This is a genomic window from Stenotrophomonas sp. 71799_Sma (genome assembly GCF_056482505.1).
Window position 1 is genome coordinate 2,507,081 of sequence record NZ_CM151202.1, and the last position, 23,496, is coordinate 2,530,576.

The 23,496-nt window shown below is 66.2% G+C and carries 16 protein-coding genes and 1 pseudogene; 9 read left to right on the forward strand and 8 right to left on the reverse strand.

Features of this window, described 5'->3' with window-relative positions; all coding sequences use genetic code 11:
• The first annotated feature begins 17 nt into the window (after nucleotides 1-17).
• Genes ACZK4Z_RS11655 through ACZK4Z_RS11665 form a run of 3 tightly spaced genes read left to right on the forward strand, consistent with a single transcriptional unit; the run spans nucleotide 18 to nucleotide 4,735 of the window.
• Nucleotides 18-896, forward strand: coding sequence for an alpha/beta fold hydrolase (locus tag ACZK4Z_RS11655; protein ID WP_010485642.1), 879 nt, complete (start codon nucleotides 18-20; stop codon nucleotides 894-896).
• Nucleotides 893-1,369: a MaoC family dehydratase gene (locus ACZK4Z_RS11660; RefSeq protein WP_049448092.1), complete on the forward strand. Its 477-nt coding sequence runs from the start codon at nucleotides 893-895 to the stop codon at nucleotides 1,367-1,369. The genes ACZK4Z_RS11655 and ACZK4Z_RS11660 overlap by 4 nt, the downstream gene beginning before the upstream one ends.
• Before the next feature lie 36 nt (nucleotides 1,370-1,405).
• A complete protein-coding gene (locus tag ACZK4Z_RS11665) occupies nucleotides 1,406-4,735 on the forward strand; it encodes a hybrid sensor histidine kinase/response regulator (protein WP_478450844.1) in 3,330 nt (1,109 codons plus the stop codon).
• A gap of 4 nt (nucleotides 4,736-4,739) precedes the next feature.
• On the opposite strand, the gene ACZK4Z_RS11670 is transcribed toward ACZK4Z_RS11665, so the two are convergent.
• Complete coding sequence (locus tag ACZK4Z_RS11670; protein ID WP_010485636.1) at nucleotides 4,740-5,414, reverse strand: response regulator transcription factor; 675 nt, start codon at nucleotides 5,412-5,414, stop codon at nucleotides 4,740-4,742.
• 129 nt (nucleotides 5,415-5,543) lie between these two features.
• On the opposite strand from ACZK4Z_RS11670, the pseudogene ACZK4Z_RS11675 reads away from it, so the two are divergent.
• Nucleotides 5,544-7,189 (forward strand): annotated as a pseudogene (locus ACZK4Z_RS11675) (fatty acid--CoA ligase).
• Between the two features lie 19 nt (nucleotides 7,190-7,208).
• Here the strand turns inward: ACZK4Z_RS11675 and ACZK4Z_RS11680 are convergent.
• Both ACZK4Z_RS11680 and ACZK4Z_RS11685 read right to left on the reverse strand, forming a co-directional pair.
• Entirely contained in the window at nucleotides 7,209-7,808 is a 600-nt protein-coding gene (locus ACZK4Z_RS11680) for an NADPH-dependent FMN reductase (protein WP_430370119.1), read from the reverse strand.
• Nucleotides 7,809-7,945: 137 nt separating this feature from the next.
• A complete protein-coding gene (locus tag ACZK4Z_RS11685) occupies nucleotides 7,946-9,595 on the reverse strand; it encodes an ABC transporter ATP-binding protein (RefSeq protein ID WP_049409670.1) in 1,650 nt (549 codons plus the stop codon).
• 173 nt (nucleotides 9,596-9,768) lie between these two features.
• Here ACZK4Z_RS11685 and ACZK4Z_RS11690 point away from each other — a divergent pair, with 173 nt between their 5' ends.
• From ACZK4Z_RS11690 to ACZK4Z_RS11705, 4 genes are read left to right on the forward strand one after another with little or no spacing between them, the layout of a single operon-like run.
• Nucleotides 9,769-12,153 (forward strand): TonB-dependent receptor plug domain-containing protein, encoded by a 2,385-nt coding sequence (locus tag ACZK4Z_RS11690; RefSeq protein ID WP_171954325.1) that lies wholly within the window; start codon nucleotides 9,769-9,771, stop codon nucleotides 12,151-12,153.
• A gap of 10 nt (nucleotides 12,154-12,163) precedes the next feature.
• Nucleotides 12,164-13,627, forward strand: a complete 1,464-nt coding sequence (locus tag ACZK4Z_RS11695) for a DUF3526 domain-containing protein (RefSeq protein ID WP_171954326.1) — start codon at nucleotides 12,164-12,166, stop codon at nucleotides 13,625-13,627.
• Nucleotides 13,624-14,982 (forward strand): ABC transporter permease subunit, encoded by a 1,359-nt coding sequence (locus ACZK4Z_RS11700; RefSeq protein ID WP_171954327.1) that lies wholly within the window; start codon nucleotides 13,624-13,626, stop codon nucleotides 14,980-14,982. The genes ACZK4Z_RS11695 and ACZK4Z_RS11700 overlap by 4 nt, the downstream gene beginning before the upstream one ends.
• 12 nt (nucleotides 14,983-14,994) lie before the next feature.
• Nucleotides 14,995-15,705 (forward strand): ABC transporter ATP-binding protein, encoded by a 711-nt coding sequence (locus ACZK4Z_RS11705; RefSeq protein ID WP_125436937.1) that lies wholly within the window; start codon nucleotides 14,995-14,997, stop codon nucleotides 15,703-15,705.
• Here the strand turns inward: ACZK4Z_RS11705 and ACZK4Z_RS11710 are convergent.
• From ACZK4Z_RS11710 to ACZK4Z_RS11720, 3 genes are all read right to left on the reverse strand, one after another.
• A complete protein-coding gene (locus ACZK4Z_RS11710; RefSeq protein ID WP_253900873.1) occupies nucleotides 15,702-17,474 on the reverse strand; it encodes an asparagine synthase-related protein in 1,773 nt (590 codons plus the stop codon). The two genes, ACZK4Z_RS11705 and ACZK4Z_RS11710, sit on opposite strands and share 4 nt — an antisense overlap.
• A gap of 81 nt (nucleotides 17,475-17,555) precedes the next feature.
• A complete protein-coding gene (locus ACZK4Z_RS11715; protein WP_171954329.1) occupies nucleotides 17,556-18,257 on the reverse strand; it encodes a lasso peptide biosynthesis B2 protein in 702 nt (233 codons plus the stop codon).
• Between the two features lie 84 nt (nucleotides 18,258-18,341).
• The gene (locus ACZK4Z_RS11720) at nucleotides 18,342-18,494 is read right to left on the reverse strand and encodes a hypothetical protein (RefSeq protein ID WP_162257677.1); all 153 of its coding nucleotides are present in this window, start codon (nucleotides 18,492-18,494) and stop codon (nucleotides 18,342-18,344) included.
• Between the two features lie 192 nt (nucleotides 18,495-18,686).
• Here ACZK4Z_RS11720 and ACZK4Z_RS11725 point away from each other — a divergent pair, with 192 nt between their 5' ends.
• Nucleotides 18,687-19,613, forward strand: coding sequence for a hypothetical protein (locus ACZK4Z_RS11725; protein WP_171954330.1), 927 nt, complete (start codon nucleotides 18,687-18,689; stop codon nucleotides 19,611-19,613).
• Nucleotides 19,614-19,681: 68 nt separating this feature from the next.
• Here the strand turns inward: ACZK4Z_RS11725 and ACZK4Z_RS11730 are convergent, their stop codons facing one another.
• Both ACZK4Z_RS11730 and ACZK4Z_RS11735 read right to left on the reverse strand, forming a co-directional pair.
• Nucleotides 19,682-20,425, reverse strand: a complete 744-nt coding sequence (locus ACZK4Z_RS11730; protein ID WP_032127248.1) for a FadR/GntR family transcriptional regulator — start codon at nucleotides 20,423-20,425, stop codon at nucleotides 19,682-19,684.
• Between the two features lie 102 nt (nucleotides 20,426-20,527).
• Complete coding sequence (locus tag ACZK4Z_RS11735; RefSeq protein WP_171954331.1) at nucleotides 20,528-23,419, reverse strand: TonB-dependent receptor; 2,892 nt, start codon at nucleotides 23,417-23,419, stop codon at nucleotides 20,528-20,530.
• Nucleotides 23,420-23,496 lie beyond the last annotated feature (77 nt).

The window sequence follows — 23,496 nt, forward strand, 5'->3', positions numbered from 1 at the left end:
CTTCAGGAAGCTTCTGCATGACGCAGTCTTACGACGACCTGTACTGGAACAGCAATGATGGATTGCGCCTGCATGCGCGCGACCATGCACCCGATGCGGGGCAGGCAGCGCGTGGCACGGTGGTCTGCATTCCAGGACTGACCCGCAATGGTGCCGACTTCGATGCGCTTGCCAATGTACTCACCGCCGAGGGCTGGCGCGTGATCGCGGTCGACCTGCGTGGTCGTGCAGGCTCGGAACGCGCATATGACCCGTCCAGCTACAACCCGCGTGCCTATGCGGATGACATGGTTGCGTTGCTGCGCTCGCAGAACGTCGACAAGGCGGTGTTCATCGGCACCTCGCTGGGCGTGCTGGTGACCATCACCCTCGCCTCGCGCGCGCCCGGGCGGATTTCCGGGGCGGTGCTCAACGATGCCGGCCCCAAGGTGCCACGCGAGGCGCTGGCACGGATCGGCAAGTACGCCGGCAAGCCGGTCCCTCCGATGGACCTGGTGCAGGCCACGGCCTACGTGGAATCCATCGGCAAGGCTGCGTTCCCGCGCTTCAGCACCGACGACTGGCGGCAGATGGCGGTGCGCACCTTCCGCCCGCGCAGCGATGGCCTGCTGGAACTGGACTACGACCCGGCAGTGATCCGTACTACCCGGCCATGGTTGCTGTGGCTGTTGCGTCCGCTGCTGTGGCGTGCGGTCCGCGGGCTGACCGCACGGGTGCCGGTGCTGGTGGTACGCGGTGCGCTGTCCGACATTCTGCCGGCCGATGTCGCGCGGCAGATGGCGGCCACCTCGGAAAGTGCCCGCCTGGTGGAGGTGCCCGATGTGGGGCACGCGCCGATGCTGTCCGAGCCAGAGGCGCGTGACGCGATCCTGACCTTGCTGGAGCGTGTGGCGTGAGTGCGGACAGCGACCTGCCTCCCGCCCTGCAGGCGTTGCAGCAGTGGGCCGCCAGTGAGCGGCTGAGTGGCGTGACCCGCGTGGACCAGGCGCGCATCGATGCTTTTGCCGACGCCACCGGTGACCACAACTGGATCCATGTCGATCCAGCGCGGGCGCAGGCGCAGATGCCGGGTGGGCATACCATCGCACATGGCTTCCTGTTGCTCTCGCTGACGGTGGAGGACGATGTGGCCGCCCTCGTCGGCTTCCCCGGCATCGCCCATGCGCTCAACTACGGCTTGAACAAGGTCCGCTTCCTGGCGCCGGTGCCGAGCGGGTCCGAGGTGCGGGTACGCTCGCAGCTGGTGTCACTGGATGCGCGCCAGCCCGGCCAGTGGCTGCTGACCCAGCGCAAGGCCGTCGAGCGGGTCGCCGATGGCGAGCTGGCACTGGTCGCTGAGCAGCTGTCACTGATCGTGATCGCCGCCTAGCACCACCCTGCCCGCTTCTCTCCCTACACTGGAGCGATGTTGACGCCCTCCATCGTCCTCTTCGCCTGCATTGCATGGACCGCACTGCTGTTTGGCGTGGCGCTGTGGGGCGAGCGCCGCGGGCACCGGCTTTCGAAGGCCTGGCCGCTCATCTATGCACTGTCGCTGGCCGTGCACTGCACCGCGTGGACCTACTACGGTGCGGCCTCGCAGGGGCTGCAATGGGGTTTCCCCATTCCACCGACCCTGGCCGGCATGGCGCTGATCTTCGCGTTGGGCCTGCCGTTCCTGCTCCGCCTCGGGCGGCTGGCCAAGCAGCACAACAGTGCCACCATCGCCGATCTGGTCGTTGCACGACTGCGTGCCGATCGCGGCCTCGGCTTCACTATCACCCTGGTGGCGCTGTTCGGCATCATTCCCTACATCGCACTGCAGCTGAAAGCCGTCAGCCAGGGGCTGGGTGCCCTGCTGGGTGATCGGTTCGCGCCTGCCGGTGCGCAGCTGGACATGTCGTTCTGGTTCGCGCTGACGATGGCCGCGTTCACCCTGCTGTTCGGTGCACGCAAGGCCTCGGCTACCGAGCCCAACCGCGGCATCGTGGTCGCGCTGGGCCTGGAATCGGTGCTGAAACTGGTCGCACTGCTGGCCATTGGCCTGTATGCGGCGCTGTCCGTGCACAAAGCCGGCACGCCGCTGCTGGAGAAGATGGCGCAACTGCCGCCACCGGCCATCGTGCCGGACTATCTCACCATGGTCGCGCTGGGGGCGATCTCCGCGTTCACCCTGCCTCACCAGTTCCACGTCGGCGTGGTCGAGCTTCGCCAGACCTCGGACCTGAAGACGGCACGCTGGATGTTCCCGGTCTACCTGCTGCTGATCGGTCTGCCGTCGGTGCCGATGGCATTGGCCGGTGCCGCGCAGCTGCCGGCCTCGGTATCACCGGACCTGTACGTGCTGGCGCTGCCGCAGGCCGGTGGCCATCATCTGCTGGCGCTGCTGGCCTATCTGGGCAGCCTGAGCGCGGCCACCGGCATGATGATCCTCTCCGGGCTGACCCTGTCGATCATGCTTGGCAACCACGGATTCGGTTCGCGCCTGCTCGGCGGCATCGAGGGTGGCGTGGCCAACGCCGATCTGCGCCCGCGCGTGCTGGCGTTCCGCCGTGCCGGCATCCTCGCCGTGTTCCTGATGTCGTGGCTGTACAGCCGCGCGATGAGCGACACCGAGGCACTCAGCGATTTCGGCCTGATGTCCTTCACCGCCCTCTCGCAGCTGGCACCGGCTGTGCTGCTGGCGGTGTATCGCCCACGTACGCCCTCCGCGGCCATCATGGCCGGCATTGTGCTGGGCTCGTTGGCCTGGCTGTGGCTGGTACTGCTGCCGATGGTGATCCCGGCCGCGACGCCGTCGGTCGGCGCTGACGGGCTGCATTGGTTGTCGGTGGTCTCGCTGCGCGTGCAGCCGGGGCATATCGCCATCAGCATGGGGGCCAGCCTGGCGGTCAACCTGCTGGCCGTGACCCTGGTGTCGCGGGCCGTGCGTCCGTCCTTGCCGCGGAGGCGGGATGCGGTGGCTGCGGCGTCCCTGCGCAGGACCGCCGGACGCTTCCTTGGCCAGGAGCGTGCGCGCCAGCTGCTGGAGGGCCACGCCGGGCAGATGCTGGATGACGACCGGGTCACCGCCGTCGAGCGTGAGCTGACGGCCGTGGTCGGCGCAGGCATGGCACGGCTGTTGGTCGAAGCCGCACGCGAGGGCGGCGCCGCGCCGCTGGATGCGGTGACCCGCGCCGTCGGCGAGGCCACCCAGGTGCTGCGCTTCAACCAGCGCCTGCTGGAAGCTGCGCTGGAGAACATGAGCCAGGGCATCAGCGTGGTCGATGCGCAGCTGCAGCTGGTGGCCTGGAACAGCCGCTACGCCGCGCTGTTCAAGTTTCCGCCGGAGCTGCTGCAGGTCGGGCAACCGGTGGTCAACCTCACGGCATGGGCACTGGGACAGCTGAAGATCGGCGACGGCCCTGGCGACACGCCGACCAAGGCATTGCAGCGCCGCGTCGCGCATATGCGCCGTGGCACGCCACACCTGTCCGAACGGATCTTCCCCGATGACACCATCGTCGAGATCCGCGGCAACCCGATACCGGGCGGTGGCTATGTAGCCACCTTCACCGATGTCACGGCGTTCCGCCGCGCGGAAGATGCGCTCAAGCGCAGTAATGAGAATCTGGAACGCCGGGTACAGGACCGCACCGCGCGGCTGCAGCAGGCGGTACAGGAGGCCGAGCGCGCGAACGCGGCAAAAACGCGCTTCCTGACGGCGGTCGGCCATGATCTCATCCAGCCCCTGCATGCGGCCCAGTTGCTGACCGAGGCGATGTCGCAGCACATCGAGTCCGAGTTCCTCGACAGTTTCCTGCGGCAGATCCGCGGCGCATTGGATTCCACTGATGACCTGCTGTCCGGCCTACTGGATATCTCGCGACTGGAAGCCGGTGGGCTGGTGGCCGATCCGCGCCCCTTCGCGCTGTCGACCGTGCTGGATCCGCTTGCGCAGGAGTTCGCGGTGCTGGCGGCGGCGCGTGGCCTGCAGTTCCGCCACGTGCGGAGCCAGGCCTGGGTCCATAGCGACCCACTGCTGCTGCGCCGGGTGCTGCAGAACTTCCTGGCCAACGCCATTCGCTATACCCGCCATGGCGGTGTCTTGCTGGGTGTGCGCCGCCAGGGGCAGGCACTGATGATCGGCGTGCATGACACCGGCCCCGGCATTGCTCCGGAGCAGCAGGCGGTGGTGTTCGAGGAGTTCCACCGGATCGATCGCAGCAACGGGCAAGGACTGGGCCTGGGCTTGACCATCGCGCACCGCATCGCCGACCTGCTGCATGCAGCCTTGCACCTGCGCAGCGTACCCGGGCATGGCTCGGCCTTCTCGATCAGCGTGCAACGCGCAGCACCCCCTGTGACCCCGCGCAGTCCACCACCGACGGGCGGCAGCAGCGCCCTGAAGGGAATTCGTGTACTGGTGGTGGACAACGACCCGGACGCACTGGAGGCGATGCGGCAGCTGCTGCATTCCTGGGGTTGCGATGTGATCGCGGCAGGCAACGCCGATGACATCGGACCCTCAGCGCACGAGGCGGCGCTGTGGCTGTTCGACTATCACCTGGATGATGGCGATACCGGTGTTGCGCTGTGGAAGCGGCTGGTGGGCATGCATGGGCCGCGGCCGACGGTGATCCTCAGTGCCGATACCGGCAGCGATACGCGCGAGGCGGTGCGCGGCGTTGGGCTGTCCCTGCTCAACAAGCCGTTCAAGCCGTTGGCGCTGCGCTGGGCGATCAACCACCTGCTGGCGACCACTGCCACGCCCTGACCCATCAGGGCTCGGGAAGCTCTTCGATCTGCCGGGACGGATCGGCCAATCCCATTTCGTGCAGCACGCGGATGGCCTGCGCGCGGTTGCGCACGCCCAGCCGCTCCATGATGCGTGTCATGTGTGCCTTGACCGTGCGCAGCTGTACGCCCAGCCGGTCGGCGATCTGCTTGTTGAGCAGGCCCTCGGCCACCAGCCCCAGCACCTTGTACTGATGTGCCGACAGGCTGGCCAGGCGTGCGGCCAGGTCGGCATCCCTGCTGAACGGTGCCACCCGCGCCACCGGCTCGCGCAGCAACGCTGGAATCCAGCGCTCACCCTCCAGCACGGACTGCAGCGCGGACTGCAGTTCGTTCAAGCCCGAGCTCTTGGGCAGGTAGCCTGCGGCGCCGAGGTCGATGGCACGCCGGATGACCTGCGGCTCCTCGTTGGCGGAGACGATGATGATCGCCAGGCCCGGCTGCAGGGCACGGATCGTGGCCAACCCGGCCAGCCCGTGGTTGCCGGGCATGTGCAGGTCAAGCAGCATCAGGTCGATCGACTGGTTCTCGATCACCTCCAGCACGCCGTCCAGCGAATCAGCCTCGCTGATCTGCAGATCGGCGACCGCCTCTTCCGCCGCGCGATGCAGTGCCGCACGGAACAAGGGGTGATCATCGGCGATGAGCAGGGTTGGCATGTCCTGGCGAGATTATCAAATCGGCTGCGCGCGGGAACAGGTACCTAGGTACGCTGGTACAGCAGGAAGGGCTTGCTAGTGTGGGGCGGAGAAGGCCGGCGACCGCAACGCCGTCCACGAGGAAATGCCATGTCATCCGCCCCCACTCCCGATGCCCATGCCTATCCACTGCTGATCAAGCAGCTGCTGCTGATGCCGCTGGCGGTGAGCCCTGGACAGGAAATCGTCTACGGCGACCAGGTACGGTTCGATTACCGCACCCTGCACGCGCGCATCGGCCAGCTGGCAGGCCTGCTGACCTCGCTGGGAGTCGGCCACGGCGACACGGTGGCGGTGATGGACTGGGACAGCAACCGCTACCTGGAGGCCTACTTCGCGGTGCCGATGATCGGTGCGGTGCTGATGATGGTGAACGTGCGCCTGGCCCCCGAGCAGATCGCGTACACGCTGAACCACAGCGGCGCGCGGGCGATCCTGGCCAACCGCGAGTTCCTGCCGCTGCTGGACGCCATCGACGAGCAGCTGCCGGACCTGCGCACCCGCATTCTGCTGGACGATGCCGATGGCCCGCTGCCGCCAGGCTTCGCCACCGAGTATGAAGCGGGCCTGCGTGATGCCACGCCGGTCGTCCGCTTCCCGGACTTCGACGAGAATGCCCGTGCCACGGTGTTCTACACCACCGGAACCACAGGGTTGCCCAAAGGGGTCTATTTCAGCCATCGGCAGCTGGTGCTGCATTCGCTGGCGGCGATGGCCGCGCTCGGCGGCGCCCCCCGCCAGGGCCGCCTGCACCGTGACGACGTCTACATGCCCATGACCCCGATGTTCCATGTGCACGCGTGGGGCCTGCCCTACGTGGCTACCGCGATGGGCATCAGGCAGGTCTATCCGGGGCGCTACCTGCCTGCGAAGCTGCTGGCGTTGATCGCGCGCGAAAAGGTGACCTTCTCGCACTGTGTGCCAACCATCCTGCACATGCTGCTGGAGCATCCGGACGCGGCGCAGACCGACCTGGAGCGCTGGAAGGTGATCATCGGCGGTGCGGCCCTGCCCCGTGCTCTGGCGCAGCGTGCACTGGCACGGGGCATCGACATCTTCGGCGGCTATGGCATGTCCGAGACCTGCCCTCTGCTCACCATCGCCCAGATCGACGTGGACAGCATGACCGATGCCGACAAGGTGCTGTCACTGCGCACCAAGGCCGGCACTCCGGTGCCGCTGGTGGACCTGCGCATTGTCGACCCGGACATGGGCGATGTCGTCCACGATGGCGTGGCCACCGGCGAAGTGGTGGCACGAGCCCCCTGGCTGACCCAGGGTTACCTGCACGATCCGGACGCTTCGGCAGCGCTGTGGGCGGGCGGCTACCTGCACACCGGCGACATCGGCAACATCGATGAAGGTGGCTACCTGCGCGTCACCGATCGCATCAAGGACGTGATCAAGACCGGTGGCGAATGGATCTCCTCGCTCGCGCTGGAAGACATCATCGCACTGCACCCGGCGGTCAGCGAGGTCGCGGTGATCGGTATCGCCGATGCGAAATGGGGCGAACGGCCGCTGCCACTGGTGGTCAGGCAACCCGGCCGTGATGTGTCAGAGGCGGAGATCATCGAACTGGTCGCAGCGCGCAGCCGTTCCGGAGACATCTCACGCTATGCGATTCCGGAGCGTGTCAGCTTCGTGGATGCGATCGAGCGGACCAGCGTGGGCAAGATCAACAAAAAAAACTGCGCGGGCTGCATGATCCGGGCGCTGGCACCGGCGGGCGCTGACGCCCTCTGCCGGCACGACTCAACCGCGCGATGCCCTGCCCTGCAGCAACTGGACCCAGGCCTGGAATCCCTCCAGGAAGCGCTGCAGGCGCTTGCGCGTCGCCGCGTCGAAATCGTCCGCGTCATTGTTGTAGGCGGCCGCTGCTTCGGCCACATAGAGCTGTGGCGAGGCCATGGTCAATGCCCCCATGGCGGTCAATATATGGCGCAGCTGCGACTGCGCCAGTTTGGTGCCCCAGTGACCCGGCGTGGCGCCGATGATCGCCACCGGCTTGGCCGAAAGGACCGTGCGGTATTCGGCATCGTCGCGGGACAGCCAATCGAGCGTGTTCTTGAGTACGCCGGGCAGTGACTGGCTGTACTCCGGCGTGGCGATCAGCACGCCGTCAGCGGCTGCAATGGCCGCGCGCAGGCGCTTGACCCCGGCAGGACCGGCCGGGTCGGCGGCTTCCAGGTCTTCGTCGAACAGCGGAATATCGGCAATGGTGTCATGCACGGTCAGCAGCAGGCCCGCAGGCGCGGCGCCTGCTGCAGCCCTGACCAGGCGCCGGTTGTAACTGTTGCTGCGCAGGCTGCCGGCAAACGCCAGGATGTTCAGCGGTGGAGGGTTGTCGGACATGCGGGATTCCTGGAATGAGTCGGTGCGGGGTCACGGGCCAGGCATCGACAGCGCGGGAGGCACCGGGAACGGTCGCGCACAGCGTACCCCAGAAGCATCGCGCCCCAGCTGCAGGTGCAGGTGTCCGCCAGGTCCCGTCAGCCCGTGGCCAGCACGATCACCTGGTCGGCTGCGGTCACCACGCTGCGGCGATGGGTGATGGCCACGATCGTGACATCACCGGCAAGCGCGCGGATATGGCCCATGATCTCGCGCTCGGTCGCCTCGTCCAGCGCCGAGCTGGCTTCATCCAGGAACAGGATGGCGGGCTCTCCGTAGAGTGCACGCGCAATGGCGATGCGCTGCCGTTCGCCGCCGGAAAGTTTCAGGCCGCGCTCGCCCACCGTGGTTTCAAAGCCCTCGGGCAGCGCGTCGATCAAGGCCAGGATCGACGCCTTGTGGGTCGCGCGGCGCAACCGGGTGTCGTCGCGCGGGCGCCCCAGCAGGATGTTGTCGGCCAGGCTCTCGTTGAGCAGGATGACATCCTGGGGAACGACGGCGACGGCGGCGTGCCACGCGGCACGGTCGATGTCGGCCAGGTCGATGCCATCCACCAGGATGCGACCGTGCTGGGGCTCGATCGACTTCAGTGCCAGCTTGAACAGCGTCGACTTCCCTGCCCCGGTCTCCCCCATCAGGAAGTTGATGCCGCCGCGCCCGGCGTGGAAGGACGCATCCCGGACGCCGCGGCCATTGCCGTAGCGATGGCTGACATGCTGGAACTCGATCCGGCCGCATTCTCCGTGGAATCGGCCGGCGTTTGCTGCCTGCCGCTCTTCGGGTGCCGCCCACAGGGACGATAGCGGCGTCAGCAGCGTCCACGAACGGGCAACGTCATCGATCGAGCGCGCCATCATTTCAAAGGGCATGTTGAGCTGCAGCAACAGCAGGTTGAACAGCACGATATCGCCGACGCTCAGGTCACCGCTCTGATAGCGCGGGAGCAGCATTGCGAAGGTGACGATGAACTCGACCGCCAGGCCGATGCCCAGCAGCGCGATGAAGCCCACCCGCTGCAGCACGTAGGCCCGCCAGCTGTCGCGCACCTCCTGGGCCTTCTGTTCGAAGCGCTGGATCATCCACGCGCTGCCGCCGAACTGGCGCAGCGTCTCCATCGCATTCATCGCATTGCCGACGAAGCGCGCATTCTGCTGGCCCGCTTCGACCGCCGCCTCACGATGGATCCGTGCTCGCCGGGTAGCGATGGCCGAGAGCGTGACGGCCACAGAACCGTAGCCCAGCACGATCGCCACCATCTGCAGGTTGATCAGCGCACCCAGTGTCAGCAGGGTCAGCAGGATCTGCAGTGCGCTGGGAATGAACACCACCAGGCCAAGCTGCACCACGATCTTCAGGGCGTTGCGGCCCTTCTCCCCGGCCACCTGCAGTTCGGCTGCGTTGTAATCCAGGAAGAAGCTGTGTGTCTTCTTCAGCAGCCGCGCGAAGTAGCGAGTGCTGGTGATGAAACCCAGGTTCTCGCCACTGAGGAACGACAGGTACTGCACGGTGTTCTGCAGGATGCTGGCGGCGCCGAGCATCACCGCGTAGAGCAGGAACCCTCCCGCCAGTTCACGGATGCCTTCCGTGCTGATGCGGTCGATCAGGCGCGAGAACAGGTACGGCGCTGCCACCGTGGCCAGACTGGAAAGCACGACGATGGCGGCGATCAACAGCAGCAGCCTGCGGTCCGCCTTCCAGTACGCGGTGAGGATCTCGGTGACCGGCGGCGGCAGCGCGAACATTCTCATCAGCGTCGGTCCGGCATCGGTGCAGTGGCTCCTGTGTGGCGGTGCGCCTGCCGTCGCCCCTCGGCACAGCAAGAGATCGTCGCGCATCTTAAATGCTATGATATAACATCTCCATTGAAGGCGCGATGGCTCGTGCCGCAGACCAACATCCGATGAGATCGATGGACCGGGGCATGAACAACGCATCCACCGCCAGGCCGGCGGCATTGGTGGTCGCCAGCCTGGCCGCCGCTCTGCAGCTCAACGCGCCGGCAATGGCGCAGGATGCCAGCGTTCCCGGCAGTCCTGTCCAGGGCGACCGGCGATCCGATACCGCCACGCTGGACAAGGTGATGGTCATTGGCAGCAACATCCGCGATGCCATTGGCGGCGGCGCCTCCCCGGTCATCGTGATCGACCGGGAGGCCATTGATCGAACCGGGGTGGCCTCGTTGCAGCAGCTCTTCGAGAAGCTGCCGCAGAACTTCGGCGGGGGTGCCAACGGCGCCAACGTCGGCAACCTCGGCGTCGACCGCGACACCGGCAACAACTTCGGCCAGGGCACCGCCATCAACCTGCGTGGCCTGGGCACGGGCACCACGCTGACGCTGATCAATGGCCACCGCGTGACCTCCTCGAACCGCTATCAGTACGTCGACATCTCGCTGATTCCGCTGAGTGCCATCGAGCGCGTGGAGATCCTCACCGATGGCGCCTCGGCCATCTACGGCACCGACGCCGTCGGCGGTGTGGTCAACATCGTCCTGCGCCGCGATTTCACCGGCTATGAAACCTCGCTGCGCTACGGCAGCGTCACCCGCGGCAACATGGACGAGTACCAGGCCTCGCAGTCGGCCGGCTGGTCGTGGGAGGGTGGCCACCTGATGGCCAGCTACGAGTTCCTGAAGCAGGGCAACCTCGCCGCCGTCGACAAGGACTTTTCCCGGAACGTTACGGTCAGGCCCTACGACATCTATCCCGGTTCGAAGCGGCACAGCCTGTATCTGGACGGCGTGCAGGAGCTCAGTGATGTGCTGACGCTCAACCTGACCGGCTCCTTTGCCAAGCGCGAGATGGACACCACCATTTCCGGCACCGCCGACGAGACCCGCCTGTTCCCGCACACGCGGCAGTTCGATGTGTTCGCCGGGCTTACTCTCGAGCTTCCGCGCCAGTGGCAGGCCCGCCTGAATTCCGGATTCGGCAGAAGCGACGTCTCCTACGAGAGAACCACCATCACCGGCAGCTCGGTCAGCACCGCACCGCCGACGGATACGAACTCCGAATCGCGCTATCTGGAAGTGATCGCCGACGGCGAGCTGTTCAATCTTCCGGCCGGCGGCGTACGCGCGGCATTCGGTGCGGGCTACCGCCGCGATGGCTATGAACTGCTCGATCACCGTGGGCTTGAGAAGCCGCTGGATCTGCAGCGCACGATCCGTTCCGCTTTCGCTGAGTTCAACATTCCGCTGCTGGCAGACATGCCTGGCGTTCGCCGGCTGTCGCTGACTGCGGCCGCACGCTACGACGACTACAGCGATTTCGGTTCCACCCTCAATCCCAAGCTCGGCCTGCTGTGGGAAGCAACGGAAGGACTTTCATTCCGCACCAGCTACGGCCGCTCCTACCGCGCGCCGGTCTACCAGGACATGCAGCTGAACAACACTGTGGTGGTGGCCAAAGTACCCAACCCGAGCGCGGCCAACGGAAGCACGGTGCTGATGATGCTCTCCAACGGCAACCCGGATCTGGGGCCCGAACGTGCCAAGACCTGGACCGGCGGCTTCTCGTTCGCGCCCCCGTCGCTGCCGGGCCTCAAGATCGACGCGAACTACTACCACATCGAGTATGCCGACCGGATCGGCAGCGGTTTCGGCGGCAGTTTCCCGTCGCTGTTCCTGCAGTCCACCGCGCCCTATGCGGACCTGCTCACCGTCAACCCGACGCCGCAGCAGATCCAGCAGGCGCGCCAGCTGGGTGCCTCCGGCCTGGGACTGTTCGTATCGCGGGTGGGCCCTTATGCCCTGGCACCAGGAACCGATGAAACCAGCAGCGAGGTCATCCTCGACAACCGCTTCCGCAACAACGCGTTCACTTCGCAGCGCGGCGTCGACTTCAATGCCTCCTACGATTTCGACGCCGGCCAGACCCGTATCGCATTGAACCTTGCCGGCCAATACATCATCGATTCCAAGCGCCGCGTGACCGCCACCTCGCCCGAGGTCGACGCGGTGAACGCGGTGTACTTCCCGGTCGACCTGAAGGTGCGCGGTGGCCTCGCCGTAAGCCACCGGCAGGTCGCCGGTGGGTTGTTCGTGAACTATGTGGACAGCTATCGCGATCCCGCCAACCGCGCCGACCCCCATGTCAACGCGTGGACGACGGTCGACCTCAATCTCAGGTATGACTTCAGCGGTTCCGCCGGCACCGGCCAGGGCACCTCGCTGGCCTTCAACGTGCAGAACCTGTTGGACAGGAATCCGCCCTTCATCGTCAACAGCATCAACACCGGTTTCGACCCGACCAATGCAACGGCGCTCGGCCGCTTCCTGTCCATGACATTGACCCATCGCTGGTAGGGCGCCCGCCATGAGCGATGCCTCCCCCGCCCTCTCCAGACCCGCATCCGCCCTGCGCCAGGCGCTGGCCGTTGCCGCGACCCAGCTGAAGCTGATATGGCGCGAGCGGCGCCTGTTATGGCTCGCGTTGACCCTGCTGCTGCTTGCGGGAGCGTCGGTTACCACGGGCGCAGCACGGCTGGCCCAGCAGGCTCAGGAGCGCCAGATCGTAGCGGAGCAGGAGGCCGGGCTGTGGGACAGCCAGGGCACGATCGACCCGCATGCTGCCGCGCACGTCGGCCGCGCCATTCCCGCGCCGGTGCGGCCGCTGGCGGCGCTCGACCCGGGCATCACGGATTTCGTCGGCACCTCGGTGTTCATCGAAGGCCATGCGCAGAACCCGGCCCGGCACCGACCCATCGACGCCGGCACCGCGCTCAGCCGGTTCGATGGCTTCTCCGTCGCATGGGCGCTGCAGGTCGTGGCGCCCCTGCTGATCATCCTTGCCGGATTCGCCAGCCTCTCCGGCGATGTCGCCCGCGAGACCCTCCGCCAGGAGCTCGGCAGTGGTGCATCGGCCCACGTGCTGATCGGTGGCCGCCTGATCGCGCTGGCAACGGCATCGCTGCTGCTGGTCCTCGCCCTGCTGGCGGTCAGCCTTCCGGGCATGGTCGGCCGCACCCTCGGCACGGCCGACATCATGGCGCTCGTTGCGATGTTCGCGGCGTATGCGCTCTATCTGCTGGTGTTCTGCGCCATCACCATCGGTGTCTCGGCGCGCTTCAGCGCAGCACGCACGTCGCTGGTGGTGCTGCTCGGCTTCTGGGTGGTAGCCACCCTGCTCGCGCCACGGGTGGCACCCGCACTGGCCGAATCGCTGGATCCCACGCCTACCGCACCCGCGTTCCGGGCGGCGGTCACCGAGGACGCGGAGCACGGCGCCGATGGCCACGACCCGGCGGACAAGCGGCTGGATGCACTGAAAGCAGAGATGCTGGCACGCTACCAGGTGAAGGACGTGGACGATCTTCCGGTCAACTTCCGCGGTGTCGCGCTGGAGTTCGCCGAAGCGAATTCCACCGAGACCTACAACCGCCACTTCGAACGCATCTATGCCACCTACCAGCGGCAGGCGATCACGCAACGCGCCTTTGCGGCGCTGTCCCCCACCCTCGCGCTGCAAGCCGCGTCACGGGCACTGGCGCGCACCGACTTCCCTGCACATCTGGCGTTCCTGCGCGGGGTTGAAGACTATCGCTACCGGCTGATCCAGGCACTCAATCTGGAAGTGAAACAGCACAAGACCGCGAACGGCAGCAAGCATCTGGCCGATATCGCGACCCTTACCCGCTCCGTGGCGTACAGCCCGCAACACCCCCCGCTGGGCCACATCGCCGCGACACAGTCGGTGAACTTCGCCATCCTGCTGGCCTGGGTGCTGCTGGCCCTGGGGCTGGTGTTCACGTCGGCGCGGCATCTCGGGAGTGCCCCATGAGCAGCCTGTCGATCGCAGGGCATGAGATCCGTCGCCTGCTGCGTGACCGGGCGTTGCCGGTGCTGCTTGGCCTGCTGGCGGTGCTGGCGGCCTTTGCAGCATGGAATGGCAGTGCGTGGGTCGGGCAGCGCGAGGCAGCCATCAGCCTGATCAACGCGGAAGAACAGGATGCCAGGGACCGCAGCCGGGGGTTCGTTGGCAAGACGCCGTCGGTACTGCCCCGCGTCCAGCCGGTGCTCCCTCCCGGCCCGATGGCGGCGTTGTCGATTGGACAGGCGGACGCCTACCCCTACACCGCCGACGTGGTTGCGCTGGGTGACCGTAGCCAGCTGCTCAGGCATGTGTGGTCCGACATCGGTAATCCCGCCGTGCAGGCCGCAGGCCGATTCGACCTGGCCTTCGTCATTGTGTTCCTTCTGCCCCTGGTCATCCTCGCGACCACCTTCGACCTCTGGTCGCGCGAACGCGAGCGCGGCATCACCGCGTTGATGTTGTCACAGCCCATCGCGGCGGGACGGCTGATCGCGGTCAAGGCCCTGGCCCGCGGTGCCATCGTGCTGCTGCCTGCGCTGGCGATCATCCTTGCCGTTGCCGCTGGTTCGGGGGCTACGAGTCCTTCCGGCCTGGCCGCGCTTGCCCTGATCGTGCTCGCCTACGGCAGCGTCTGGCTGGCGCTGGCGGTGCTTATCGGCTGCTTCGCCCGGCGCACCACCGAGGCCGCGATCGCTTCCGGCGCACTGTGGCTGCTGATCGTTGTCATGGCCCCCTCGCTGGTCCTGGCAGCGGTGAACCTGAGGGTTCCACCGCCCTCGCAGATGCAGCTGGCGACCGCATTGAAGGCGCAGCTGGCCAACACTGCCCGCCAGCAGCAGCTGCGCCACGCGGCAGCCTCCCCCGCCACGCGTTCGCCAGCACCGCGCATTGCGGACGCCGTGCGCGTGGCCTATGCCGATCTTGTCCAGGCCGATCAGGCCATCGCGCCCTTGATCGCCGCGCACACGGAGGCTGAGGACGCGCGGCGCCAGGCACTCGACCGGGCGCGCCTGCTGCTGCCGTCGGTCGCGGTGCAGGATGCACTGGACCGCCTCGCCGGATCCGACGCCGACCGGGCGCTGGCGTTCCAGCAGCAGGTCCTCATGTACTGGCACGCACGTCGGCAGCTGCACAAGGCCTATCTGGACCGTGACGTGCCACAGACGCTGGCCGAGTACGACGCCCTGCCCCGTTTCGAATTCCAGGACACGGCGGGCGCCCTGCAACGCGGTGTAATGATCGACCTGGCCGCGTTGGCGGTCGCCACCCTGCTTCTGCTGATCGCAGCCTGGTCGATGCGGCGTCGGCTGGCCACCCCCTGAGGTACACCACTCATGCTGACTGCAACGCATCTGGTCAAGGAACACGGCACGCATCGGGCGCTGGATGATGTGAGCTTCACGGTAGCTCCCGGCGAGATCTACTGCCTGCTGGGTGCCAACGGGGCCGGCAAGTCGACCACGATCAAGCTGTTCCTGGGCTTCCTAGAACCCACCTCCGGATCCGCCGAGGTTGATGGGCTCAGTGCCTGGCAGCGGCCACAGGAGGTACGCCGGCGCCTGTTGTACATCCCGGAGAACGTGGCGCTGTATGACGAACTGACCGGCTATGAAAACCTGGATTACTTCGCGCGCCTGGCTGCGGTGGAGCAGCGTTCGCCCGCACGGCTGAAGGACGCGCTCAGGTCAGCCGGGCTGGCGCCCGAGGCATTCGGGCGACGCGTCGGGCTTTACTCCAAGGGCATGCGCCAGAAGGTGGGCATCGCGCTGGCCATCATCAAGGAAGCCAGGGCGCTGCTCCTTGATGAGCCGACGTCCGGCCTGGACCCGACCGCTTCGGCCGAGTTCCACGAGCTGATCGTGCGCCAGCGCGACCGCGGCACGGCGATCCTGATGGCCACCCACGATCTGTTCCGTGCCCGCGAAGTGGCGACGACCATCGGGCTGATGCAAGCCGGCAGGCTGTGCAGGACACTGGATGCCAGCACGATCACCGCCAATGACCTGGAGAGCCTCTACCTTGAGGAAATGAGCCGGAGCGCCTAGGCCACGCCGGCCGCAGGCGCGCCTGGCCGGCCCATCCAGCGCCTGAGCCAGGCTTCGATGTTGACCTGCGGACCGAAGATGCCCAGCACCTGGGATGAGTGATCCGGGCTGACCCTGCGGATGCCCGCGTCGGCCGATGCGCTGTCGATGTAGCCCCGCCGCGCCAGCAGGCCATCCACCAGCAGGCCCCTGATGAACTGCTGATGCCGCTGGGTGACCGCCACCGAGTGATCGTCGAGGTAGGACTTCACCTTGCGCGACAGCAGCGCCTGCGGCAGCAGGCCCTGCAGTGCGCGACGCGCGATCGTCCGGTCTTCCGCGCCGGCCATCAGCAGGTGCAGCGGCAGGCGGGCGAACAGTTCCACCACAGGCTGCGCGCTGATGGGGGATACGCCGTGCCAGCGTCCGGCGCCCTCGAAGGGATCGAGCACGCTGGTCGGGAAGATCATCCGGCCGATGTGCGCCAGCTTGTGCGGAGAGAGCCTGTGCCCCTGTGCGCGTGCCTGCCGCAGCCAGGCCGGCGGCACGCCATCCTGTTCGGACGCATCCACCTTCACCCATTCGCACGGGTTGCCCCAGCGGCCATTGATGTTGCCCGGCTTCTTGAGCACGCCGTGGACGAAGGCATCCTTGAATACCCCGTACAGCGAATCGCCCGACTGCGCGGTTTCGAACGCAACACGGAAAAAGTCACGGTCGATCCCACGCCGCCACGCATAGTCGATGGCAGCGGCATTGCCCTTGAAGCGGAGGAAGACCGCATCGCCGCCGACACCGGTGAACTGCACCGTGTCCACGTCGACATCCACGTCGCGCCGATGCAGCAGGTAACCCGAGCAATGCGCAGGACGCGCGGTTCGCGGGAAGTCCATGATCTCTTCCAGCGAGCAGTGCGGCTGCCGCAGGTACTCGACGAACTCGCAGCGTCTTCCGGAGGATTCACTGGCACCGGCAACGGCCATGCGCGCGAACATGCGCTCATCGGCACCAATGCCGGCATCGTAGTGATGGACGCACTTCACCTCCGGTGCGGAGGGCGCATGCAGCAGGCCGGCGAGGACGATGGAGGAGTCCAGCCCGCCGGACAACTGAAGCTGGATGCATCGATGCTGGCTCGCCAGCGCACCGATACAGCCCAGCAGCGTTGCACGTGCCAGTTGCACGGCTTCCTCCAGATCTTCGATGGGCGCTTCACTGGCCTGCCGCACCACATCCCACTGGTAGTGCCGGCCGATCGGCCGGCCATCACGGATCGTCACTGCCTCGCCCGCTTCGAGTGCGGTGACCTCCTCGAAGCCTGTCTGCAGGCCGTCACGGAACGGGAACAGCAGCGAATAGGACAGGAACGACCAGTCGACGTTGAAGTCACCCACTCCCAGCAGCAGGCAGTCTTCCATGCTCGAAAAGACCACCGTCAACTGATCGACCGTGGTCATGTAGCACGGAATCTCCGCTGTCGGATCGCGCAGCACGAACCAGCGGGTGGTATCCGGCTGGTAGCCCACGGCAACGTAGCGCCCCCAGTACTGCTCCACCAGGCTCCTGCCCTGCGTACTGCAGGCGCTGTCTGCCGATGCAGCATCGGGAAATGCCTGTGCGGGAACGGTATCGGCGGCGAACACCTTGTGGAACAGCTTGCCGAGTACCACCAGCGGACCGGACCGGCTGTACTCGAAGTAGCCCGGGTTGTCGGTCTGGGCATAGATGGCGCCGCCGCAGCCCTTCATCACGCAGGCGATTCCGGGGCGGCCCGCTTCGATCCGTTCCATGGCCTGCAAAGCCTGCGCACGAGCGGATTCGGAATGTTCGTTCCAGAACAGAGCGATGTATCGGTACATGCCTCAAGCCGGTTACAGCACCAGGATGGGCGTCATCCGGCGCAGATTGAAGGGGATGTCGGTCAGGACCTGGTCGCCGTGCTGCAACCAGCAATGCGCTGCGAACGGCTGGGTCCGCACCGCGAACACCCACGCCGGAACGATGCCGTACCGCGACAGGAACTCACGCATGGCCAGGCAGTAGAGGAAGCACTCATCGGTCTTCCTGAAGGCGATCGGTCGCAACCAATCGAACACCCGGACCAGGAGGGCCAGCTGCTGCAGATCCACCTCGCCCGGCGTAGCTTCCTGACCGCGCCTGCGGGCTGCCGACACCGTGTAGCTGAAAGGCAGGAACGTCCTGCTGCAGGCCGCGCACGTGACCGAGGCCAGGAACCGGCGCACATCGCGGGCCGTGATCGGCGGACATCCTCGGGACTCGCCCTCGCGCACCCAGTGCCGGGGCAACGCGATTTCGGCGCTTGCTGCGGATTTGCCACGCAGCGGATCCTGGGTGATCAGGCGCCGATCAAGCAGCGACTGCAGCATCCTCGGCCTCGACGCTCCATCGGAGGCCAGGGGCCAGTCCTGCACCAGCCCGCCAAGCGCCGCCGCTCCGCGCCGATCGATGGAGAGATAGCTGCCGGAGGCCTGATCAAGAATGACCATTGCGTCACCGGTCACACAGACATGTGCGTGCTTCGAAAGGAAGTAGGTGGTTTCAGGCTGGTCCATCGCGAGCGTGATCTCATGCTGCTGCAGGCATCAGAGCGGTGCATGCGGGGGGCATGCACCGCAGGTCATGCAGGGTGCGATGGATCAGGGCGAGGTGGTCGGGAAGACGCCATCCCACAACGTGCCGTGGTTGTGCGCCTTCGTTTCGGAAACCACCGAGCCCAGCTCGATCAGTTCACTCGGATCTTCGTGATTCTGCTCTCCAGCCACTACGCCCAGCTCAATCAGTTCGTTCATGAACATCTCCTCTAGTCAGTGGATGCACCCACGCGATGCAGTGGATGCACAGCGGCCAGGCCAGCGTCGCCCTGCGTGTTTCAGGACGATTGCCGCCAAGGCACGCAAATGTTACGATATAACATATTATTTTGGTGTGACGGCCGACCGTGATCGGACGCCGCTGCAGCGACTCCCAAGAGAGCGAGATGGATGCCCACCGAGATCAATGACGATGGCCTTGATTCCACCCTTCTGCTGAAGGGCCTGTTTCCACTGCCGAAGTTCATCCGCTTCGTCAGGGAGCGTTGCCCACCAGGAAGCTTTGATGAAGCGATGCTGGTGGAGCAGTGGCGGGAAGCCCGCGCCCTGGTGCGTCGCCTTCATCACGATGAAGCAGACCACGCCGATGCCATGGACGTCCTCGACCTCCCAGAAGAGATGCGGCCACTGGCCGAGCAGGCGCTTCGCCAACCCTCGATGCACCGCATGACGAGCATGGTCCCACGCAGTTGGAAGATGGTGGAGATCGACCGGCTGGTGGTCTTCCAGGAGTGCATCAACCTGCGCCACATCGATCAGCTTGCAGCGGCCACGGCCGCGTCACCCGATGCAAGCGAGATCATGGAGCTGGTGGCGCGACGTGGACGCCACGCACATCCGGATGTGCGCTTTACCCAGTCCGATGGCAGCTACACGTTCGCATCTGCGTCCAACGACCTGCGCCTCCTCGACGTGGCGACGATCGACCCTCGCACCATCGCCGGTTACGAGCCGTTCGGCGCAGCCAGCCACGCCCTTGTCGTCTATCTCGGTTTCAGCGACAACCTGATCAGCGCCACACGCATTGGCCGCCGGATCATCCTGACCAACGGCTCGCACCGGCTGTACCTGCTGCGCAGGCTCGGCTTCCGCCATGCCCCCTGCCTGGTGACCGATGCGTCCGACAGCGATCTGTCCGACGTGTTGCTGCCCGCCGCGGTGAAGCAGGATCGGCCGTTCTATCTGGGCGCTTCGCGACCGCCGATGTTCAAGGACTACCTGGATCCACGCCTGACCTGCACCGTGCCGGTCACCCGCAAGCACTATGCGCTCAGGGCCAAGCTGGATCTGCAGCGGATCACGGTTCCAGCGGTGTAGAAAGGCCGTGGGCATCACGCCCGACGGCGGTAGCCAGCCACATCAGGTCGTCGCCCGCAGAACGCCTTTCAGATACGCGTCGTCGCCATGAACCGTTCGCGGTCCTGCTGCGTGCGGCGGCGAATCTCCTCCAGCGCCTGGCTTTCGGTCGCCTGCAGCATGGCTTCGAACAGGCGCTGGAAGTGATGGCGCATCGCATTGCGTGCGGCCACCGGATCACGCGCACGCAGGGCTTCGAAGATGGCCATGTGCTCGTCGGCACGGCTGGCGCCATCATCGTGGCAGACCCGGGCATAGACCTCGGTCACCCGCGGCAGTTCGCTGCGCATGCGCCAGATCTGCTGCACGAAAAATTCCACCACCGGATTGCCGGAAAGCCGTGCGATGGCCAGGTGGAAACGGCGGTCGTACTCGCCGGCTTCGGCGTCGCTCAGGTCGCGACGGCACAGCGCTTCGGCCAACGCCTGCAATTCGGCAATGCCGGCATCATCCAGATTGCTGGCAGCCAGCGCGGCAGCCTCGGCTTCGAATACCGCGCGGGCAGCGGTGAGGTCGAAGGCGCTGACATCCGGCAGCCCGCCGGACGCCTGCGTCGGGCGCGGCTTCACATGCACGCCCGAACCGATGCGGATGGCGATCCAGCCCTGTGCTTCCAGTGCGATCTCGGCTTCGCGGATGGTGACCCGGCTGACACCGAACCGTTCGGCCAGTTCACGCTCGCCCGGCAGCCGCGAGCCCGGCGGAAATTCGCCGTCCTCGATCAGCTTGCGGAGCTTGGCAGCGATGGTCTGGTAAAGGCGGTTGGCGGACATGCGGCTGACCCTTGGCGATTCCCTCCGGGTCCCTGCCCTGCCACCGCGGCCGGCAAGGGTCCGGTTGGAGCGACGGCGCGACCACTGGCCGCGCCGCCCTGTTCAGAACTTGTATCGTACACCGAAATACGCACGCCGCCCGTAGGTCACCACTTCGCGGAAGTTCCCATAAAGCGGCTGGTAGGCCACGCGCGGCTCGTTGGTCAGGTTCATCAGCTCCAGCGACAGCGACAACTGCTTGTTCACCCGGTAGCGCAGGCGCAGGTCCACGCTGGTGTTGTCATCATAGTAGCGGTTCTGCTGCGCGGTGTTGCCGGTGAAGTCCTGGTAGTAGTGCGAGCGGAACTTGCCGATGGCCTGGATGTTGAAGCGCCCGACGTCCCAGTAGATCGAGCCGGACAGGACGTGCCGCGAGAAGCCGCTGAGACCCGCCGGCGGCACGATCGCCGGAATGATCGTGCCATCACTGGCCAGCTGCTCGCCCAGTCGTGAGTCCTGGGTCCGGTAGTCGGCATCGGCGTAGTTGTAGCTGACCTTGAAGCCCAGCCCGTCGAACGGCTTGGGCAGGTACGACAGTCGATGGGTGGCGGTCAGCTCGAAGCCGGTCAGCGTGCTGTCCTCGTCGGTGGTTACCTGCTGCCGCACCGGCACAGTCACGCTCTGGCCGTCGATGGTGTAGGTCTCCGGCACCAGCGCAGTGGCGGTGCCGCCGTTGAACTGCTTCCAGTACACCGCGCCGGCCAGCATCGTGTCCGGGTTCGGGTACCACTCCAGTGACAGGTCGCCGTTCCAGGACATCAGCGGCTGCGCCGCCGGGTTGCCACTGGCGCTGATGTCATCCAGCGCATCGGCCAGGTTGCCGTAGGTGGCATCACTGCTCACGTTGATGGTGCGCCCCGCACCCAGCGCGGCGATGTCCGGCCGTGACATCGCGCGGTATGCACCGACCCGCAGCAACACGTCCGGGCGCAGTTCGAAGGCCGCGTTGAGGCTGGGCAGCAGCTTGTCGTTGCCCGCCTTGAACACCTGCGTGCTGTACTCGCCGGTGGGTTGCAGGCGGATCGTCCCGTCACCGTTGTCCTCGATACGCAGGCCGGTACGCACGCCTTCGGAGCGAACATCGGTCTTGACCCAGCGCAGGCCGAGGTTGCCGGTCACCGGCAAACCGAACAGGCTGCTGCTGAACTCACCCAGCAGATAGAGCGCGCGTGTCTTCTCGGTGATATCGACATTGTTCGGATCCTGGAAACCCGGATCCAGCCCGCTGTCGAGGCTGCCACGGAACGACTGGTACAGGCAGTTCGGATCGAAGTACGCCCACGAGGAGATCGTGTTGCCGCTGGCGGCATCCATGAAGTCATCCTGGGGGAATGGTGCACGGCAGGCTTGGTTGGCAGCGATGATCTTCGCCTTGTCGGCCGCCACGCGCTGGTCGTAGTCGGTTACCAGGGTGTTGTCGCGCAGGCGGTAGTCGGCCTGGCTGGCGCGCACGCCGCCCTTGATGCGGGTGAAGAAACCGGACTCGGGCATGAAACTGGCATCGAAGCGGCCGGCCTTGATCTTGTGGTCATTCTCCGTTGCGCTTGAGGTCACCCGCGCCGCCCCGGTGTAGGCGTCCCAGTTGGTGGGGTCGAAGTTCGGCGCCAGCGCGACACTGGGCACTTCGCCGTGCCAGTCCCAGTCATAGTCCACGTAGCCGGTGGCACCACTGCTGATGCCGGGCACGGCGGCATTGTTGACGTCGCGCTGGTTCGCGCGCAGGCGGGTCATGCGCTCGCTATCGAGGCGATTGGTGTGCGAGTACGAAAGATCGGTGGACAGCTCCCAGGCCGGGGTCGGTCGCAGGATCAGGTTCAGGCCACCCCCGGTGTATTCCTCGCCACGCCAGTAGCGGTTGGAGGTGGAGTCGATCGAGGTGCTGCCATGCAGGTGGCGCACGATGCCCTCTGCGTCCACGTCGCGCTGGGTGATGCCGCGACGTGCGTTGGACAGGCTCAGATCGCTGCGGTTCTCGTACCAGTTGCGCTCGGTGTGTTCGAAGTCGAGATTCACTTCAACCACGTCATTGGGCCGCCACTGCAGTGCAGCGAACTCGCTCTGGCGGTCGTTGCGCTCCTGCTTGAGCCGGTAGATGCGGCTGCTGGGCACCAGGTAGTAAGGTGCGCCGTTGGCGATGGCCTGCGCGGACACTTCATTGCAGTTGGCATTGCCCACGTTCTGCGTGCCATCGCAGGCATACCAGGTGGAACCGCTGGTGATGCTCTCTTCCGGATCGGTGCCGTCCAGGCGCTGGAAACCCAGCGAAATGCCCAGCTTCTGCCCGTTGCCGAACTCGAACTGGTCGATGTAGCTGGCGGTGCCGCGGTAGCCGATGCCGTCGTCGTCGCGGTACTTCTTGTCATACTCGGCCCAGCTGCCACGCAGATCGATCTGCGTCGCCCGCTTGCCGTACTCCAGTGGGCGCACTGTTTCCAGGCCGATGGTGCCGGCCACGCCGCCTTCGATGATGTCGGCGCGCTGGGTCTTGTAGATGGCGACCGTATTGATCAGCTCGGCGGGGAACATGTTGAAGTTCACCGAGCGGTCGCCGCTGCCGTTGGTGATCTCGCGGCCATTGAAGTTGGTGCTGCTGAGGAAGGCGCCCAGGCCACGGATGGAGATTTCCGAGGCCCCGGTCTTGTCGCGGGTCGAGGCGGCGCCGGTCAGGGTCTCGATCGCGTCGGCCAGCGAGGGCGCCGGCAGGTCGCCGATGTCATCGGCCGAGAGCACATCGGCAATGACCGTGTCGTCGCGCTTCTTGTTGATCGAGCTCTGCATCGATTCGCGGATGCCGGTGACCTGCACCTGGTCCAGCGTGGTGGGATCCTGCCCTGCTGCCTCCTTGCTGGATTGCGCCTGGGCAGTGGGCAGGCCCGCCAGCACGGCAAGCAGCGCCACGATCAGGGGTGTGGGGGACAACGAGATGCTGTGCACTGCTCCGGCGGGTCGCCGCATGGTTTCCTCCTCCCAAAGGATCGCCTGCATGCCAGGCGTGGGACGCAGCTTCGGCACGGCGACATGAAAATGTCAAC

Excerpts from the sequence above, each read along its gene's own strand:
- ACZK4Z_RS11655 (WP_010485642.1), top strand. The coding sequence starts at position 18 with ATGACGCAGTCTTACGACGACCTGTACTGGAACAGCAATGATGGATTG.
- ACZK4Z_RS11665 (WP_478450844.1), top strand. The coding sequence starts at position 1,406 with ATGTTGACGCCCTCCATCGTCCTCTTCGCCTGCATTGCATGGACCGCA.
- ACZK4Z_RS11670 (WP_010485636.1), bottom strand. The coding sequence starts at position 5,414 with ATGCCAACCCTGCTCATCGCCGATGATCACCCCTTGTTCCGTGCGGCA.
- ACZK4Z_RS11680 (WP_430370119.1), bottom strand. The coding sequence starts at position 7,808 with ATGTCCGACAACCCTCCACCGCTGAACATCCTGGCGTTTGCCGGCAGC.
- ACZK4Z_RS11685 (WP_049409670.1), bottom strand. The coding sequence starts at position 9,595 with ATGAGAATGTTCGCGCTGCCGCCGCCGGTCACCGAGATCCTCACCGCG.
- ACZK4Z_RS11690 (WP_171954325.1), top strand. The coding sequence starts at position 9,769 with ATGAACAACGCATCCACCGCCAGGCCGGCGGCATTGGTGGTCGCCAGC.
- ACZK4Z_RS11695 (WP_171954326.1), top strand. The coding sequence starts at position 12,164 with ATGAGCGATGCCTCCCCCGCCCTCTCCAGACCCGCATCCGCCCTGCGC.
- ACZK4Z_RS11700 (WP_171954327.1), top strand. The coding sequence starts at position 13,624 with ATGAGCAGCCTGTCGATCGCAGGGCATGAGATCCGTCGCCTGCTGCGT.
- ACZK4Z_RS11705 (WP_125436937.1), top strand. The coding sequence starts at position 14,995 with ATGCTGACTGCAACGCATCTGGTCAAGGAACACGGCACGCATCGGGCG.
- ACZK4Z_RS11710 (WP_253900873.1), bottom strand. The coding sequence starts at position 17,474 with ATGGAACGGATCGAAGCGGGCCGCCCCGGAATCGCCTGCGTGATGAAG.
- ACZK4Z_RS11715 (WP_171954329.1), bottom strand. The coding sequence starts at position 18,257 with ATGGACCAGCCTGAAACCACCTACTTCCTTTCGAAGCACGCACATGTC.
- ACZK4Z_RS11720 (WP_162257677.1), bottom strand. The coding sequence starts at position 18,494 with ATGAACGAACTGATTGAGCTGGGCGTAGTGGCTGGAGAGCAGAATCAC.
- ACZK4Z_RS11725 (WP_171954330.1), top strand. The coding sequence starts at position 18,687 with ATGCCCACCGAGATCAATGACGATGGCCTTGATTCCACCCTTCTGCTG.
- ACZK4Z_RS11730 (WP_032127248.1), bottom strand. The coding sequence starts at position 20,425 with ATGTCCGCCAACCGCCTTTACCAGACCATCGCTGCCAAGCTCCGCAAG.
- ACZK4Z_RS11735 (WP_171954331.1), bottom strand. The coding sequence starts at position 23,419 with ATGCGGCGACCCGCCGGAGCAGTGCACAGCATCTCGTTGTCCCCCACA.